This window comes from Chryseobacterium sp. FR048 (assembly GCF_056844665.1).
The window spans coordinates 875,192-890,493 of the sequence record NZ_JBXDSE010000002.1 but is presented as its reverse complement, the minus strand read 5'-3'; the positions used below and the strand labels follow the sequence as shown (position 1 = coordinate 890,493).

17 protein-coding genes are annotated in these 15,302 nt (G+C 36.0%); 4 read left to right on the top strand and 13 right to left on the bottom strand.

What is annotated here, in order from left to right; translation table 11 throughout:
• Nucleotides 1-2 precede the first annotated feature (2 nt).
• The 10 genes from AC106K_RS08950 to AC106K_RS08905 form a co-directional block, all read right to left on the bottom strand.
• A complete protein-coding gene (locus tag AC106K_RS08950) occupies nucleotides 3-1,364 on the bottom strand; it encodes a M20/M25/M40 family metallo-hydrolase (protein WP_482444641.1) in 1,362 nt (453 codons plus the stop codon).
• A gap of 1 nt (nucleotide 1,365) precedes the next feature.
• Entirely contained in the window at nucleotides 1,366-2,772 is a 1,407-nt protein-coding gene (locus AC106K_RS08945; RefSeq protein WP_482444639.1) for a M28 family peptidase, read from the bottom strand.
• A gap of 55 nt (nucleotides 2,773-2,827) precedes the next feature.
• A complete protein-coding gene (gene gwsS / locus AC106K_RS08940) occupies nucleotides 2,828-3,934 on the bottom strand; it encodes a grasp-with-spasm system SPASM domain peptide maturase (RefSeq protein WP_482444637.1) in 1,107 nt (368 codons plus the stop codon).
• The gene (locus AC106K_RS08935) at nucleotides 3,927-4,103 is read right to left on the bottom strand and encodes a hypothetical protein (protein ID WP_482444635.1); all 177 of its coding nucleotides are present in this window, start codon (nucleotides 4,101-4,103) and stop codon (nucleotides 3,927-3,929) included. The genes gwsS and AC106K_RS08935 overlap by 8 nt, the downstream gene beginning before the upstream one ends.
• A gap of 1 nt (nucleotide 4,104) precedes the next feature.
• Entirely contained in the window at nucleotides 4,105-5,010 is a 906-nt protein-coding gene (locus tag AC106K_RS08930) for an ATP-grasp domain-containing protein (protein WP_482444633.1), read from the bottom strand.
• Between the two features lie 195 nt (nucleotides 5,011-5,205).
• Nucleotides 5,206-5,427 carry a bacteriocin-like protein gene (locus AC106K_RS08925; RefSeq protein ID WP_047098994.1) on the bottom strand — a complete coding sequence of 74 codons (222 nt, stop codon included), beginning with the start codon at nucleotides 5,425-5,427 and terminating at the stop codon, nucleotides 5,206-5,208.
• A 580-nt stretch (nucleotides 5,428-6,007) separates the two neighbouring features.
• Entirely contained in the window at nucleotides 6,008-7,252 is a 1,245-nt protein-coding gene (locus AC106K_RS08920) for a DUF1015 domain-containing protein (RefSeq protein ID WP_482444631.1), read from the bottom strand.
• Nucleotides 7,253-7,254: 2 nt separating this feature from the next.
• The gene (locus tag AC106K_RS08915) at nucleotides 7,255-8,220 is read right to left on the bottom strand and encodes a D-2-hydroxyacid dehydrogenase (protein ID WP_482444629.1); all 966 of its coding nucleotides are present in this window, start codon (nucleotides 8,218-8,220) and stop codon (nucleotides 7,255-7,257) included.
• Between the two features lie 124 nt (nucleotides 8,221-8,344).
• Complete coding sequence (gene serC, locus AC106K_RS08910; protein ID WP_482444627.1) at nucleotides 8,345-9,409, bottom strand: 3-phosphoserine/phosphohydroxythreonine transaminase; 1,065 nt, start codon at nucleotides 9,407-9,409, stop codon at nucleotides 8,345-8,347.
• Between the two features lie 125 nt (nucleotides 9,410-9,534).
• A complete protein-coding gene (locus AC106K_RS08905; protein ID WP_482444625.1) occupies nucleotides 9,535-9,885 on the bottom strand; it encodes a 4Fe-4S binding protein in 351 nt (116 codons plus the stop codon).
• Between the two features lie 59 nt (nucleotides 9,886-9,944).
• Between AC106K_RS08905 and AC106K_RS08900 the strand changes: the two genes are divergently transcribed.
• From AC106K_RS08900 to AC106K_RS08885, 4 genes are all read left to right on the top strand, one after another.
• Nucleotides 9,945-10,979 (top strand): acyl-CoA reductase, encoded by a 1,035-nt coding sequence (locus AC106K_RS08900; RefSeq protein ID WP_482444623.1) that lies wholly within the window; start codon nucleotides 9,945-9,947, stop codon nucleotides 10,977-10,979.
• 26 nt (nucleotides 10,980-11,005) lie between these two features.
• Nucleotides 11,006-11,713: a hypothetical protein gene (locus AC106K_RS08895; RefSeq protein ID WP_482444621.1), complete on the top strand. Its 708-nt coding sequence runs from the start codon at nucleotides 11,006-11,008 to the stop codon at nucleotides 11,711-11,713.
• 116 nt (nucleotides 11,714-11,829) lie between these two features.
• Complete coding sequence (locus tag AC106K_RS08890; RefSeq protein ID WP_482444619.1) at nucleotides 11,830-12,276, top strand: peptidylprolyl isomerase; 447 nt, start codon at nucleotides 11,830-11,832, stop codon at nucleotides 12,274-12,276.
• 33 nt (nucleotides 12,277-12,309) lie between these two features.
• Nucleotides 12,310-12,999, top strand: coding sequence for a Bax inhibitor-1/YccA family protein (locus AC106K_RS08885; protein WP_482444617.1), 690 nt, complete (start codon nucleotides 12,310-12,312; stop codon nucleotides 12,997-12,999).
• A 906-nt stretch (nucleotides 13,000-13,905) separates the two neighbouring features.
• Here AC106K_RS08885 and AC106K_RS08880 read toward each other — a convergent pair.
• The 3 genes from AC106K_RS08880 to AC106K_RS08870 form a co-directional block, all read right to left on the bottom strand.
• Complete coding sequence (locus AC106K_RS08880) at nucleotides 13,906-14,154, bottom strand: DUF6952 family protein (protein ID WP_047098361.1); 249 nt, start codon at nucleotides 14,152-14,154, stop codon at nucleotides 13,906-13,908.
• Nucleotides 14,154-14,462, bottom strand: coding sequence for a thioredoxin family protein (locus tag AC106K_RS08875; protein ID WP_123274739.1), 309 nt, complete (start codon nucleotides 14,460-14,462; stop codon nucleotides 14,154-14,156). The genes AC106K_RS08880 and AC106K_RS08875 overlap by 1 nt, the downstream gene beginning before the upstream one ends.
• 129 nt (nucleotides 14,463-14,591) lie before the next feature.
• Nucleotides 14,592-15,224, bottom strand: a complete 633-nt coding sequence (locus AC106K_RS08870; protein ID WP_047098363.1) for a peroxiredoxin — start codon at nucleotides 15,222-15,224, stop codon at nucleotides 14,592-14,594.
• Nucleotides 15,225-15,302 lie beyond the last annotated feature (78 nt).

Here is a 15,302-nt window from a genome sequence, read left to right as displayed (position 1 = left end):
TGTTACCAATTTTTATCGATCATATAAATAAGTTGTGTCATGACTACGGAGCCGAGGAGAAGTTCTCTGCGGTTCACTTTTTCAAAAGTATCTTCTGCCGTATGGTGAATATCAAAATAACGTTGCGGGTCAGGGACTAGTTCTGCTGTGGGAACGCCCATTTCATGAAGGGGTGCAATATCCGATCCTGAATATTTCCCATCAAAGTTATAAACCCCATAAGGTAAGAACAGATTTACCCAGCCCTTGATCTGATTTCTTTGTGCATCATCCATTTCCAGAGAAATTCCTCTTGGAGAGAAACCTCCGGCATCGGATTCGATGGCAAAAAGATGTTTTTCGTTATGTTCTTTGGCGGTCTTACCGTATTGCTTGCCACCTTTGGTTCCGTTTTCTTCGTTGGCAAAACAAACGGCTCTGATGGTATGATTGTTTTGTATTCCTAAATTTTTAAATGTTCTTAAAACTTCAATGCTTTGCACGATTCCGGCACCGTCGTCATGAGCGCCTTCACCTACATCCCAGGAATCAAGGTGGCCGCCCACAACGATAACGCTCTGGTCTTTTTTACCGGTGATCTCACCAATGACAGAGTGGGAGAGCTTTTCACCCTTCATTCCACAATTGGAATTGAGTTTAGCGGTTACATTCTGAGTTTTTAACAAGGTTTCAAGTTCATCTGCCGAAGTATTTCCGATGGTAATAGCCGGGATTTTAGAAATATTGTCCTCATAGCGCATATTGCCTGTATGAGGAACATCGTCAAAAGCCGACGAAAGTGAGCGGATGATGGCAAATTTACCTCCTTTTTTCGCGGTGAAAGAAGCTGCGGTCCGTCTATAGGCACCTGCTTCCCGGTAGGCAATAAAAGTCTGTACATGTTCCTGATTAAAAGGATAATTGAAGAATACGATTTTGTTCTTTACCTGTTCAGCAGGAAGCCGGTCATATTCTTCGAGTGATTTAACCATAATGATCTCTCCTGAAATATCTTTTCCGCCCGTTCCTTCAGAATTTCCCAAAGAAAGCATTTTTATATTTTTCCAGTTACCACCGGAAGTTTTGATATGTAAAGATTCTTTACCTCTTACCCAGACAGGGATCATGACGTCCTGAAGCCATACTTTATCAGCTCCGGCATCCCGAAGTTTCTGAGCAGCCCATTGTACGGATTTTTCGTAAGCTTCCGACCCGCTTAAGCGATGACCAATGGTTTTTGTAAGTTCTCTCAGTTCGTTGTATCCTTTTCCGTGGTTCAGAATTTGTGTGGAGATCCTCCTGAACTGTATAGAATCTTCTTTGGTCTGACCGGATAAAGTGGCGATTCCCAGTATGAATAGTGATAAGCTGACTATTTTTTTCATATTACCAGTTTTTATCAACCATAAAAATCATCTGTGTGATGGCAACTGCTCCGAGAAGGAGTTCTCTTTTGTTTACTTTATCGAAAGTATCCTGTTCAGAGTGATGATAATCGAAATATCTTTGGGTGTCTACAACAAGCTCTGCCAGGGGAATATCTAGCTTTTTTAAAGGTGAAATATCCTGAATGGCATCCGTTTGATCGAAGTCATAGACCCCATAAGGAAGAAAATATTCTTTCCATGGAAAAATTAATCTTCTTCTCTGAGGAGACATATCCAAAGAAAATCCTCGTGGAGAATAACCTCCTGCATCTGTTCCCAGTGCGAATATGTGTTTTTCATCTTTCTTTTTCACAAAGGCAGCATACATTTCACGGCCTTGTCCTCCGTTTTCACTGTTGGCATACAATACAACCCGTATGGTATGGTTATTTTCATAGCCAAGGGCTTTCAGAGTTCTTAAAACTTCGATGCACTGGGCAACTCCTGTTCCGTCATCGATGGCTCCTTCACCAATATCCCACGAATCAAGCTGAGCGCCCAAAACGATCACTTTGGAATCTTTTTTACCCTGAATTTCAGCAATGATATTAGGGTTGGTGGTGTCACCCTTCGACTCAGCGGTCATGTTGATTTTAGCGGTGACTTTTTGCTTTTTTAATGTTTTTTCCAGTTCATCAGCAGATCTTACTCCTATTGATAAAGCAGGAATTTTAATTTTATCATCAGGCTCATAATAAATCATTTTGGCATGAGGAGTATCGTCATTAGCTGTTGTTAATGATCTTATGATTAATGCTTTTGCTCCTGTTTTGGCAATTACAGAAGCGGAAATTAGTTTTGATTTTGCTGTCTGTAAATAGGAATCACTGGTATTAATGATTTTGGGGTCCATAGGTACATTCACAAAAACGATTTTGTCCTTTAACTGGCCTATTGACATCGCATTAAGTTCTGAAGTGGAATTGATTAAAACAATTTCACCGGTCAGGTCTTTTCCGCCTGTTCCTTCAGAATTCCCGAAAGAAAGCATTCTGATATTCTTCCAGTCTCCGTTTCCTGTTTTTATTTGTAAAGATTCTTTTCCTCTGATCCATACAGGTGCTTTGGCTTCCTGCCTCCAGATCATATCGATGCCAATTTCCTTGAACTTTTTTTCAGCCCATTCTACTGCTCTTGCATAGCCGGGAGTGGCACTGAAACGTGGCCCGATGCCCTTTGTGAGTTCTCCAAGATTTTCATAAGCTCTGCCATTGGTCATGATCTCGTCTGAAATCTTTCTGAATTCATCATGGTAATTTAATTTTACAGGAATTACTGTTTTACCGGCAGGCTTTTTCTGGACTTTTTTTTGAGAAAATAAAAATCCACTCAAAAAGAGTGGAAGTATAATGAATATTTTTTTCATTTTTTATTTACCTTTCTTTTACCGATGATAAAATTAGGGAAAAAATAGGAATTTATCAGTTTGCTGTTACTTCTTTCATATCATAAAAATCTATTGCCTTTTGCTTCAGCGGGTTTTTGCTCCAGTCTTCCCATTCTCCGGTATAGGGATCATAGCCGCACTTCAAAGGTTTTGAAGTATCAAGGCCTTTTTTGTCAGTATGACTATGCTCGGTATAAGCCCTGCAATCTGTACATATATAGCGGAATTCGCAGTCTTTACAGACCTGTATTTTATCTTTGGTGAGATTCCAGTATTTTTTGAAATCTTTATGTTGTAGAGCTTCTTTTAATGTAACCTCTTTTATGTTTCCGAAATTTTGTGACATAGACGGACAGTTTTTTATATTGCCATCTGTGTCTATGGATATTTTTTTGTGAAGACAGGAGTTATGTTGAAGAGATTCTGTGAAAAGTTTAATATTTGAGGTGAAATATTCCGGAGAGATTACGCCACAGCATTTCTGATTTTCAATAGCGGTTTTGGCATAAATGATATGTCCCATGGCTTGTCTTACAGGCGGGATAAATTCATTTTCCTGACTATTGCTTATGATGAAATATGAAATTCTGGGATGTTCTGCCATTAGTTTTTCTAAATTCTCTTTGGTAGTTTCTTCAGAATAAGGTAGAATACATCCTATAGAATAGGTAATGGATTGTTTTTCTTCAACATAATTAAGGTGTTTTTCCAGTTCCTGTAAAGAAATCTCATCATAAAAACGCATTTCTAAAAACTTACAGTGTAAATCTTCCAGTTCATCAAAAACTTTATCCATATCATAATCTGAAGCAAGATTACGGTCTAATATTGTATTGGATATTTCAAAGGGATATTCATATTTTAACTTCATTTTCGGATACCATTCCGGTTGGTCTGTTAAGAAAACGTATTCCTTTTCAAGTAAGAATTCAAAATATTCATCGATAATTTCATCGTACTTGTTTTTGTAATGCTTTTTTATTCCCTCAATGCTTTTCTTACCGTCAAACTGTATCAGAATTTGGTACAGATCATCGGTAATCATATCAAATGTATTTCTGTGCAGATCACAGATAATGCTTTGCGATGCGCCTTGTACTGGAATACAGTTGGTGAATAATTTTATAACTTCTTTACTCATTAAAGCTTATTATTTTTGAGATAGGGCGGTGGAATTGTCCTGTTTTAAGGGTTGCATTAATGCTTTTTACTTTGATCGCTAAAGTCTTGCCAGATGTACCTGTGGGTCTCTCTTCTAAATTTTGATAGATTATGGGTAAATATTTTTTGTTTTTGATTAAAGGTTTCATTTTATGAGATATGGTTAGCAATTTTTTTTTCTATATGATAATTACAATAATAAGAAATCCATTCAAACTGTCCCTGTGGATTGATTTCTAAGAAAACAAACTCATTCTCAGGGGTGACAATTAAGTCTATGGAACAGGAGTCCAGTTGTTTTATTTTTATAATTTTTTTCAGCTTTTTTTCAATTTTTTTTGGCAATTTGAAGGGGATATTTCTATTGGGATTTTCATTGTTATAATTCCTGAAATCAATTTGAGTCTTAGGATCATTCTGTGAAAAAATAGCCATAGAAAAAAAACGGCCTTCAAAATAAAAAATTCTGATCTCTATTTTTTTTTCTGTGTATTCCTGGAACAGTGAGATTGCAAACGTTTCATCCAAATGATCAATGTGTTCCTGTGTTACGATAATTGTTTTATTTGAGCTGTAGACATGGTTGTCATAGAACAGCATGGGATAAACCGTGAGCGACTTGGTGATAATGCGTTTATGTTGCCCAAAAAAGGATAATAAATCTTTTTTGATATTGGTGACCATCGAATCGGGAGTCTTAAGTCTTACTTTTTGTGCCAGGAATAAATCATAAATTTTGTTGGATTGGTCCTCTTCTTCATAATCTCCAATATATTTTGATTCTATTTTATGGATTCTCTCATAAGCTTTCGAGATACTTCCCCGGTCTTTTTCTAAAAAAATAAGAAGTTGGTCATCATCAATACGATTCGGAATTGTATTGATGCTTCCTCTTCTGTTCCACGTCTTCTGGTCTTTATTGATGGATTTAATATTAAATGTGATAGGATAGAAATCGTTACTGTTGATTCTGTTGAAAGGTATTTTTTTCCCTAAAAGATATTCCGATACTGTATTGGAAACCGTATCATCGGCTCTGGTAATAATATTAATCATATTTTCTTTCATAACCTGTAGGCTGTTTCTGTGTCATTCAGTATCACTTATTGGCTTATAAAGATAAGAGCCGAAATGGATAAACACACCATCCTCTTTTACAATTTTATTCTGAATATTAACTGGTAAAAGAATAGTCTTGTCATTTGTAATGGCAAGACTATTCTAATTTATATCAATTGATAAGAGTTTTTATTAACCACAAACTGATGCTACATCTTTTTCAAAAGTTTGTTGTCCGCTGTTATTGTGGTATACAATATCCGTAATTACACAGTTTCCTTCTGATCTTTCCGTAGCACTTGGCCAATCTGCAGCTCTGGCACCCATTAATTTTGATAAATCTTTAATTTCTTTGTTTTTTAATTCGTTTAATGTTTTCATACCTTCTCTCGAAAGTTTTTTTAGATTTTTCATGAATAAAGTTTTAAATTATTTCGTGTCATTATTGACGTTTTAAAAATATCAAAGAGTATTGAAATAAAAAAATCCTTTGTATAATTTTATGAAATTTTATAATTTTTATGAATGATTTTAATGCTTTTTAAGATAAAATTGCAATAATAACAATGGTGATGGGGTGGAGGAAAGCATCGATAAAGAAATTTTATTCCAGAAAACAGCGTGTTTATAGGCTTTAGGGAATACAATTTATAGCAGAGAAGAAGCAAAATTTAAAAATTGCTCCGGAAAACATGGGTGATTATTGAAGGAAGAGGGGAAATCAGTAATTGAATGTTATAAAGTATCAAACAATAATAATAGTAGAATTTTATTATTGAAGGTCGGGATTTGAAGAACTTTTGCTGCCTTTAACCAAACTATGGACCTGAAGCCCATAGTGAGGTTTTTACAGTTTTGTACTACAGATTTAAGTACTTATTCTTCAGTTTTTATCTGCGAAGATCGTTTTGAAAACGAACTGAGAGGGCAGTATAATCGTATAAGAAGCTTACTGCTCTTATATTTCTTTTGTTTATAAAAAGATAAAACCGTTTTAAGGTTTCATATCGTACATTAGCAGGGCCGTAATCAATTTGGGCTCAATAAATGTACATTTAGGGGGCATACTCAGCTTCAGATCTGAAATTTTAATCATATCATTAAAGCTTACCGGATAGATTCCGAAACCTATTTTTCCTTCTCCGTTATCGATCTTTTCTTTTAAAATGTTGATCCCATTGATATTGGATGTTCCTTTTATATAGGAAATTTGCTCAGAGCTATCAGGATCTTCAATCTTTAAAATATTTTTGAATATATATTTATCCAAAAGGTGGTGGTCAAGATTATCCAGAGACATTTCTTTGGAACGAAGGTCATGTTTTACGTGAAGAGAGTAAAACTTACCATCCATATACATAGAGATATGGAATTTCTGAGAAGGGTAGTATGGGGTTTCTCCTTTTTCGTGGATCAGGAAATACTGATCAAGCTGTTTAAGGAAATCTTCAGTGGAAATGCCGTTCAGGTCGTGTAAGATCCTGTTGTAATCGTGGATTTTGATCGACTGGTTGGAAACGATGAAACTGTATACAAAGTTGTAAAGCTCCGTACCGTTGTGTCTCTTATTTTTCTCCTTATGACGTTTTGCATTTAATGCTGTAGACCCAATTCTGTGGTGTCCGTCAGCAATATAAAATGAATCGATCTGATCGATCACTTCCTTGAACTGCTGAAGCTTCAGACGGTTGTCTATTCTCCAGATTTTATGTCTGATTCCGATAGAATCTACATGGTTGAAAATCGGGACGTTTTTTTCTTCATGGTTCATCAGCAACTCAATTTTTGAGTTGGCAGGGTAGGTAAGCAATACAGGTTCTGCCTGCAGGCTTACTTTATCAAGGTAATGCGCCAGTTTTTCTTTTTTCTGGGGAATGGTACTTTCGTGTCTTTTTATTTTTCCATTCCAAAAATCCTCAATACTTGCTAGTCCGAGAAGGCCTCTGAAGATCTGCTTGTTTGGGTAGATCTGTTCATAAAGATAATACGCAGAATTGTCCTGGACCAATTTCTTTTCTTCCAGAAGTTCTTCAAAAGTGGAACGTATTTTTCTCAGGTTCCGGTCAATATCTTTAGATTTACTCACAACATATGGCTTGATCATATTGATGTAAGTATTTTCAACTTGAGCCTTCTCTGCAATCTCTTCCTGGGTAAAATTATCCAGAGGGTGGGTAGGGAAAGTGCTCTCGATGTCTCTATGAGGTCTTATTCCACGGAAAGGTTTAAAAACAGGCATATTTATCTTATAGTTTCTTTTTGTAGCTTAATAATTTGTTCTGCAAGTTCGATACCGATTTTCTCTTGCGCGTCTATCGTATTTCCGCCTACATGAGGAGAAAGTGACAGAGCCGGATTCATTAATAAAGGCAGTTCCGGGCTTGGTTCGTTTTCAAAAACATCCAATGCCGCTCCTGCGATCTTCCCTGAGTCTATAAAATCAATCAGTGTCACTTCATTGATCACACCACCTCTTGCAGTATTGACAATATAAACACCGTCTTTCATTTTTTCAAACTGAGGGGTGTCTATAATGTACTCGTTCGTTTTCGGAGTATTGATACTGATGAAATCTGCATCTTTAAGGAAAGCATCCATATCATTGGTGGAAGTGATTTCAAAGTTCACAGACTGCCCGTCGAAGAAGTTCAGTGTCAAAACTTCTGTTTTGGGACTTCTGGTCAGAACCTGTACTTTCATTCCTAAAGCGATTCCTATTTTCACAACTTCCTGGCCTATGCTTCCAAAGCCTATTACTCCTAATGTTTTTCCTGAAAGTTCATAGGCATTGCTGAATGACTTTTTCATGGCATTGAAGTGTGTTTCTCCTTCCAAAGGCATCAGTCTGTTCGCTTCATGAAGGAACCTTGCCAATGAAATAAAATGCCCGAATACCAGTTCAGCTACTGATTTTGAAGATGCTGTAGGCGTGTTGATAATTTTGATCCCTTTGCTTTTTGCATATTCTACATCAATATTATCCATTCCGATACCGCCTCTTCCTATGATTTTAAGGCTTGGGCATGCATCAATCAGATCCTGTCTTACTTTCGTTGCACTTCTTACGAGAAGAACATCCACATTATTATCGTTGATAAAGTTAATAACGTGATCCTGGGCCACTCTATTGTCCAGAATTTCAATTCCGGCTTCTTTTAAAGCAAGTGCTCCTGCTTTTGAGATTCCATCGTTTGCTAAAACTTTCATGTGTTATTTTGATTTAAAGATTGAAAAATTTAAAATATTTCAAAAATTTAAAACTGGGGCGCAAATTAATAAATTTAAATTAACTGCTTTTAAATCTTTCAATCTTTGACTTTTTATGCTTAAATTATTTGATCGATTTCATTACATCCACCAAAACCTGCACGCTTTCAATCGGCAAGGCATTGTATAAGCTGGCTCTGTATCCACCTAAACTTCTGTGTCCGTTTAAGCCGCTGATGCCTGCTGCTTTCCATGCATTGTCGAATTCTTCCTTCTTGCTTTCGTCTGTGATTTTGAAAGAAACATTCATCAATGAACGGTCTTCTTTTACACAGAACGTTTCGAATAGTGGATTGCTGTCGATCTCATCATACAAGAGTTTTGCTTTCGCTTCATTTCTTTGCTCTGCTGCTGCAATTCCGCCATTGTTTTCCAGGTGCTGCAGCGTCAGTAGAGAAGCATAGATCGGGAATACCGGTGGAGTATTGTACATCGATTCTTTAGAGATGTGCTGTGAATAATCCAGCATAGACAGCATATTTTCTCTTCCTGTTTTACCAAGAATTTCTTTTTTGATCACAACCAGAGTAACCCCTGCAGGTCCCATATTCTTTTGAGCACCGGCATAGATCAGGTCAAATTTAGAAAAATCAAGCTGTCTGGAGAAAATATCAGAACTCATATCGCACACCATCAGGGTATCTACTTCAGGAAAGCTTTTCATCTGAGTTCCATAAATGGTGTTGTTGGAAGTGCAGTGGAAATAATCGTATTCTGATCCCACTGTATAACCTTTAGGAATAAAAGAATAGTTTTCTTCTTTTGAAGAACCTACTACGTCTACTGTTCCCAGTTTCTTAGCCTCTTTGATGGCTCCTGCAGCCCATGTTCCCGTATCAAGATAAGCAGCTTTTCCGCCTACTTTCATCAGGTTGTAAGGAACCATTGCAAACTGCATGCTGGCACCACTTCCTAAATAAAGTACTTCATAATCATCACCAAGATTCATCAGCCTTTTTACAATGGCACGAGCTTCGTCCATTACAGCAACAAAATCCTTACTTCTGTGAGAAATTTCAAGAAGGGAAAGTCCGATCCCGTTAAAATCCAGGATAGCCTGTGCTGATTTTTCAAATACTTCCTGTGGTAGAATACAGGGGCCCGCGCTGAAGTTGTGCTTTTTGTTCATATTTTTATTTTTTGGTTGCTGCCAGAATTTTTTTCATTCCTTAAGCTTTATTTGTGGTTTCCTTTAGGTTTTCTTAGGTTTTTGATTAAAAAAAGCCGTCTCAAACACATGAGACGGAGTTCTTTTTATTCGCCGTGTAAGAATGCTTTTTTATTAAGCAGGGCTTCTTCTGATTCTACATGATCCTCGTCAGGAACACAGCAGTCTACCGGACATACGGCAGCACATTGTGGCTCCTCATGGAATCCTTTACATTCCGTACACTTGTCTGTTACAATGAAATAAACATCATCACTTACAGGTTCCTGAGGTGCATTGGCATCCACAGTAAGCCCTGAAGGCAGTGTTATTGTACCTTGAAGACTTGTTCCTTCAGAAGCTTTCCAGTCTACGGCTCCTTCATATATTGCATTATTTGGACATTCAGGTTCACAAGCCCCACAGTTAATGCATTCATCAGTTATTTTAATAGCCATCGCTAATTTTTTTTAAATTTGCACAAAATTACAAAATATTCCCCAATTTTAAAGTAATTATGAATACCGAAAATCAAGTTTTAGGACTTATTAAATTAAGTGATTATATAAAAGCGTTTTTAGCTAAGAAACCGGAAGATCACAATGAAGATGATGTAGATATTGAATTATTATTGAAAAGATCTGAAATAGAAAACCCGTGGTTTACCGTTGATAATCAGAAATTTGCTTTACAGCAATGGGCAGATCTTCTTACCGAAGAGCACATCAAAAACTGGCTTCAGCATTATTCAATCTCAAAAATTTCAAAGAAAGTGGGATTGATTCTGGCAGGAAATATTCCTTTGGTGGGCTTTCACGATGTGATTTCCGTTGTCTTAAGCAATCATATCCCGATGATCAAGCTGTCTTCAAAAGATAAATATCTGATTCCCTTTTTGTTAAGAAAGTGGAACGAATTTTCTGATGGCCAGGTTCAGGTTGAATTTGTAGAAAAATTAGAGAATTTTGATGCAGTGATTGCTACGGGAAGTAATAATACAGCGAGATATTTAGAGTATTATTTTAAAGATTATTTACATATCATCCGTAAAAACAGGACTTCGGTTGCTATACTGAAAGGCGATGAAACCGATGAAGAACTGCAGTTGCTGGCAAAAGATATTTTTCAGTATTTCGGGCTGGGATGCAGAAATGTGACGAGAATTTTTATTCCAAAAGATTTTGTGATCGATAGGTTGTTTGAGAGTTTCTTAGGATTCCAGGATATTATTAACCATAACAAATATGCCAACAATTATGATTATAACAGAGCTGTTTATCTGCTGAATCAGGATAAGTTCTGGGATAATAATTTTGTCATGCTGAAAGAAGACGATAAGCTGTTCAGTCCACTTTCTGTGATCAATTTCAGCCGATATGAATCTTTGGAAGAGGTAAAAGGCTTTATTACTGAAAATGAAGAAAATATCCAGTGTGTGGTGGCTAAGAATGAATTGGGACTGGATTCGATTTCGTTCGGTGAGGCACAAAATCCGGGACTTGATACGTATGCGGATAATGTGGATACGATGAAGTTTTTAGAAATGGTTTAATGTATTGATAAAAAAGATAAATGCTGATGAAAAAGTTAGGCTTAATGCTTTTACTTGTAGCAAGTCAGGCGCTATTCTCTCAAAAAGTGGGGATGGCTTCTAATATAGATCCTGATTTATGGTATTTTAATACTAAAAAGCTGGGTAAAATTATTCCTCAGAAAGAAGTAAAAACGCAGTATAATATATTTAATGATGTTGTTGATCCTCTTTTTAAGGAAAAGAATATTGATTACAGAATGCTTCCGCTGGATTTCTGGAAAATAGCAAAGCTTGGACCTTCGAAAAATGTTAATGACGGTGTGATTGCCACTCTGGATAAATTCTGTGAAGAGAATGGAGTAGATGTTTTGTATTTATTCAGAAAGGTTGATCTGTATGATTCTTTTTATTCTCAGGATTTATTTGACAATCTTAGTTTCAATTATGGTGTTTTTTCTATAGATTCTTATTCGCCTAAAAGAGGTTTGTTTTTTAGTAATTTCCATATTTACAAATATGACAGAAATACAAAAGATCTTACGTTTTCTGTGCAGCGAAAAGATATTGATATAAAGCTGAATACGTTTCATGAGCAGAGATTTGATCAGCCTATATATGATGTTCAGACGAAGGATCTGATTAACCCTGATTTTCCGAAATTTTATTACGATAAATTTAAGAAAACCATTAAAACAGAGCTTTTGAACCTGATGAATAATGAGAATTTAGGAAAGCTGTACCGTTCTTCTTAAGGCTCGAATTTTATAGAGTCATCGGTTTAATACTCTCACAAGATGTAAAATTTTTAGAAGTGGCCTGATTTTCGTATCTTCCATCACTTATTTCACCTAATAACAAAATGGAAATTATGAAAAAAATATTTCTGGGCCTTGCTGTCATAGGCGGACAACTAATGTTTGCCCAAAAAGTAGTTGACCTGAAAGTAGAGAACGGTCAGAAAAAAGAGCAACCGGCTACCATCAGTAAAGAGAAAGTGAAGCTCTATAATGATAATTTTCTTACCTTTATCAGTGCACTGCAGTCCTCGGACCGTAAAACAATTGATGGAGTGCTTTCCGATAAAGTAAAAGAAATTGTTACAGATGATGTCCTTAAAAAAGTAAAAGAAGGCATTGACTCCAATAAAAAACTTGAAGTATTGAAGGTAGGATATTATGTAACCATGGATGGCACCAGTCATCCCAATATCAAATATAAATATGCGGGAGATAAGTCTTCAAAAGAAGTGATCAGTGCGGTTTTTGAAGATGACGGGAAAATTCTCGGTGTTTTGCCTGCCAGAAATGATAAATAAAATTGAATTTCGATCTAACAAAAAATATTAACTATGATGACAGATGTTTTAGTCGCTCATTCTACAGAAGTGGAAAAAGCGAATTTTTACAAGAAGACCTATTTACATGTTGCGTTGTCTATTCTTGCATTTATTGGTGTTGAAACCATTTTGCTGAAGACAGTGCCTGTAGAGGTTATTGCGATGATGTTTCAGGGAAGACTTACCTGGTTGTTGATCATTGGGGTGTTCTGGTTAGCTTCTATTCTGGCTTCCAAATGGTCTCTTTCGCAGAGTAAATCTACTCAGTATCTTGGGCTGGGATTTTATATTTTGCTTGAAGCAGTTATTTTTATGCCTCTGCTTTTTATTGCGACCAATATGGCAGGCGGTGGTAATGTGATCTTCCAGGCTGCAACTTTAACGATTGCTATGTTTGCTGGAGTTTCAGCGGTAGCTTTTAGTTCTAAAAGAGATTTTTCTTTTTTAAGAAATATCATTATCATCGGAGGGTTTATCTCAATAGGACTTATTGTTGGAGGAATGATCTTCGGTTTTAACCTGGGGCTTTGGTTCTCTGTTGGAATGGTGATCCTTGCTTCAGCTACGATTCTTTATCAGACAAGTAAATTAAAAGATTCTTTTGGAACAGAGCAGTATGTGGGAGCGGCATTACAGCTTTTTGCTTCTATTATGCTTTTATTCTGGTACGTTTTAAGTATTTTAATGAGCAGAAGAAGCTAATTGAAATACTTTGATAAAATAGAGGTCCCGGTGAAGTTTTCATCGGGATTTTTTTATGGGTATAATGGTTTTAAACACAAGTGGCATTAATGGTTTCGCAAATAACACGATTTGTTACATATGCTTGCAATGATTCCATGCCATGGCTAGTCCTTAAATTGTATAGATACTACGGATTTCAAAGATTGATCCGGAGGATTATATTTGTTTTTTTTGATGAATTGAGGATCAAACGCTAAAGTTGGAGAGAATTTGAACTTTAGATTTAGATACAAAAAAAACGACGATAAAAAACGAATGGACTTGAATGGGTAATGTTTAATTGACCTAGGAATCAGGAGCGTTAAAAAAATTGAGATTGAATCCGTTAAAAAATTTCCACTGTCTGAGCATGGCTGGGATTTTGAGTCGAAGAAGAAGGTTTTGATTTCATGCGAGTTTGGAAACTTTAGGAGTCAATCTCAATTTTTAGCGGATGATTCCAGTCTTGAATTTTTGGATACTTTTGTTTCAAGACAAAAGTATTAATAAGATAAATAATTTTCAATTTCGTTTCATCTGTTTTATGTTTGTTCCTCAATTTTTGTGCTTAATTCTGAATTGACTAGTATTGTTGTATTGGTGAAATCGGTGCGAAAAAATAATGTTATTTATGCTTACAGGCACGTTGAACCCAAAAAATCCTGATGACATTTCATCGGGATTTTAATTGGATATTCTTTACTGTTTTTCAATACAATGACACCTTCATACTTGCTTTGATTCGCTTTTTGAAGTTCTGTTTGCGTGGAAACCGAATGATGTATTAAAGAATAGGGAAGTATAGGGGTGAAGAAAACTTCAGTAATTTTGTGTTTTTGCAATCTTTCAATGATTTAGTTTTTAAATCATTCAATCATTAAAAAATTACTTGTCAATAGATCCTAGAACCTTTTGTGCGAAAGAGTTTAAAGCATCTTTTTCGCTCATTCCGTTCTGTACGTTGGCATGAACCTCTAAAGCTCCGCAAATGTTGGTAATAAGCTCTCCTGCTACATTTAGATCTTCTTCAGTTGTTCCTCTGAATTCGCTGAAACTTTCCAGAACTTCTAATGTTTTTTCAAGATTTTCAGGAGTCTGAGTCTGATAAAATTGTCTGATTACGGGTAATTTCATTATGCTAATTCGTTAAAAAGGTTAATTAAACTTTCTGCCTGGTTAGATTGAACCTGGTTTACCAATTCGCCGTTTTTGAAGATCGCGAAAGTAGGTAAGTTGTCTACTTTTGCTAATTTTCTACTTTCAGGAAGTTTCTCAGCGTCAACATATAAGAATGGAATGCTTTCGTTTTCAGAAGCTAATTTTTTGAATTTAGGCTTCATGATTCTGCAGTTTCCACACCATGTTGCTCCATATTGTACAACTACTTTTTCGTTGTCGTTTACTATATTTTGTAATGTATCTTCGGTTAATTCTGTGTACATAGGTTAAATTTTAAGAATTAAAATTTAACAATGTAACAATTTAATAGTGTATCAGTGTACCAATAAAGAATAGCTATTGCTACAAAGATGCATTGTTACATTGTTAAATTACTTGATTGTTAAATTGAATTAGTTCTTCGCTAAGTATTCTGCAGTAGAAGTTCTGTCAGCTTTCATAGCGTCTTTTCCTTCTTCCCAGTTTGCAGGACATACTTCACCGTGTTTTTGAACGTGAGTGTAAGCGTCAATTAATCTTAAGAATTCTTTTACGTTTCTACCTAGAGGCATATCGTTTACCGCTTCGTGGAAGATTTTTCCAGTTTCGTCGATAAGGTAAGTTGCTCTGTAAGTTACGTTAGAACCTGTGAAAACTTCTTCTCCTTCTTCGTTGTATTCGAAATCCTGATCTACGATTCCTAGTGTATTAGCCAATTGTCTGTGCGTATCAGCTAAAAGTGGATAAGTAACTCCTTCGATACCTCCGTTATCTTTTGGTGTGTTCAACCATGCGAAGTGTACTTCGTTAGTATCACAAGATGCACCGATTACTTTAGTGTTTCTTTTTTCGAATTCACCTAAAGCCTCCTGGAAAGCGTGAAGCTCAGTAGGACATACGAAAGTGAAATCTTTAGGGTACCAGAACAAAAGAACTTTTTGTTGGTTGTTTACTGCTTCATCAAGGATGTTGATTCTAAGATCGTCACCCATTTCAGACATTGCATCGATTGTTAAATTCGGGAATTTTTTTCCTACTAAAGACATAATTTTCTGTTTTTATATTTAAATTTCTTATGCAAATATAGAAAAGATTTGTCTATCGAACAAATGATTTTCGATAAA

Coding starts and splice junctions, on each gene's coding strand:
- AC106K_RS08950 (WP_482444641.1), bottom strand. CDS start 1,364: ATGAAAAAAATAGTCAGCTTATCACTATTCATACTGGGAATCGCCACT.
- AC106K_RS08945 (WP_482444639.1), bottom strand. CDS start 2,772: ATGAAAAAAATATTCATTATACTTCCACTCTTTTTGAGTGGATTTTTA.
- gwsS (WP_482444637.1), bottom strand. CDS start 3,934: ATGAGTAAAGAAGTTATAAAATTATTCACCAACTGTATTCCAGTACAA.
- AC106K_RS08935 (WP_482444635.1), bottom strand. CDS start 4,103: ATGAAACCTTTAATCAAAAACAAAAAATATTTACCCATAATCTATCAA.
- AC106K_RS08930 (WP_482444633.1), bottom strand. CDS start 5,010: ATGATTAATATTATTACCAGAGCCGATGATACGGTTTCCAATACAGTA.
- AC106K_RS08925 (WP_047098994.1), bottom strand. CDS start 5,427: ATGAAAAATCTAAAAAAACTTTCGAGAGAAGGTATGAAAACATTAAAC.
- AC106K_RS08920 (WP_482444631.1), bottom strand. CDS start 7,252: ATGCCTGTTTTTAAACCTTTCCGTGGAATAAGACCTCATAGAGACATC.
- AC106K_RS08915 (WP_482444629.1), bottom strand. CDS start 8,220: ATGAAAGTTTTAGCAAACGATGGAATCTCAAAAGCAGGAGCACTTGCT.
- serC (WP_482444627.1), bottom strand. CDS start 9,409: ATGAACAAAAAGCACAACTTCAGCGCGGGCCCCTGTATTCTACCACAG.
- AC106K_RS08905 (WP_482444625.1), bottom strand. CDS start 9,885: ATGGCTATTAAAATAACTGATGAATGCATTAACTGTGGGGCTTGTGAA.
- AC106K_RS08900 (WP_482444623.1), top strand. CDS start 9,945: ATGAATACCGAAAATCAAGTTTTAGGACTTATTAAATTAAGTGATTAT.
- AC106K_RS08895 (WP_482444621.1), top strand. CDS start 11,006: ATGAAAAAGTTAGGCTTAATGCTTTTACTTGTAGCAAGTCAGGCGCTA.
- AC106K_RS08890 (WP_482444619.1), top strand. CDS start 11,830: ATGAAAAAAATATTTCTGGGCCTTGCTGTCATAGGCGGACAACTAATG.
- AC106K_RS08885 (WP_482444617.1), top strand. CDS start 12,310: ATGATGACAGATGTTTTAGTCGCTCATTCTACAGAAGTGGAAAAAGCG.
- AC106K_RS08880 (WP_047098361.1), bottom strand. CDS start 14,154: ATGAAATTACCCGTAATCAGACAATTTTATCAGACTCAGACTCCTGAA.
- AC106K_RS08875 (WP_123274739.1), bottom strand. CDS start 14,462: ATGTACACAGAATTAACCGAAGATACATTACAAAATATAGTAAACGAC.
- AC106K_RS08870 (WP_047098363.1), bottom strand. CDS start 15,224: ATGTCTTTAGTAGGAAAAAAATTCCCGAATTTAACAATCGATGCAATG.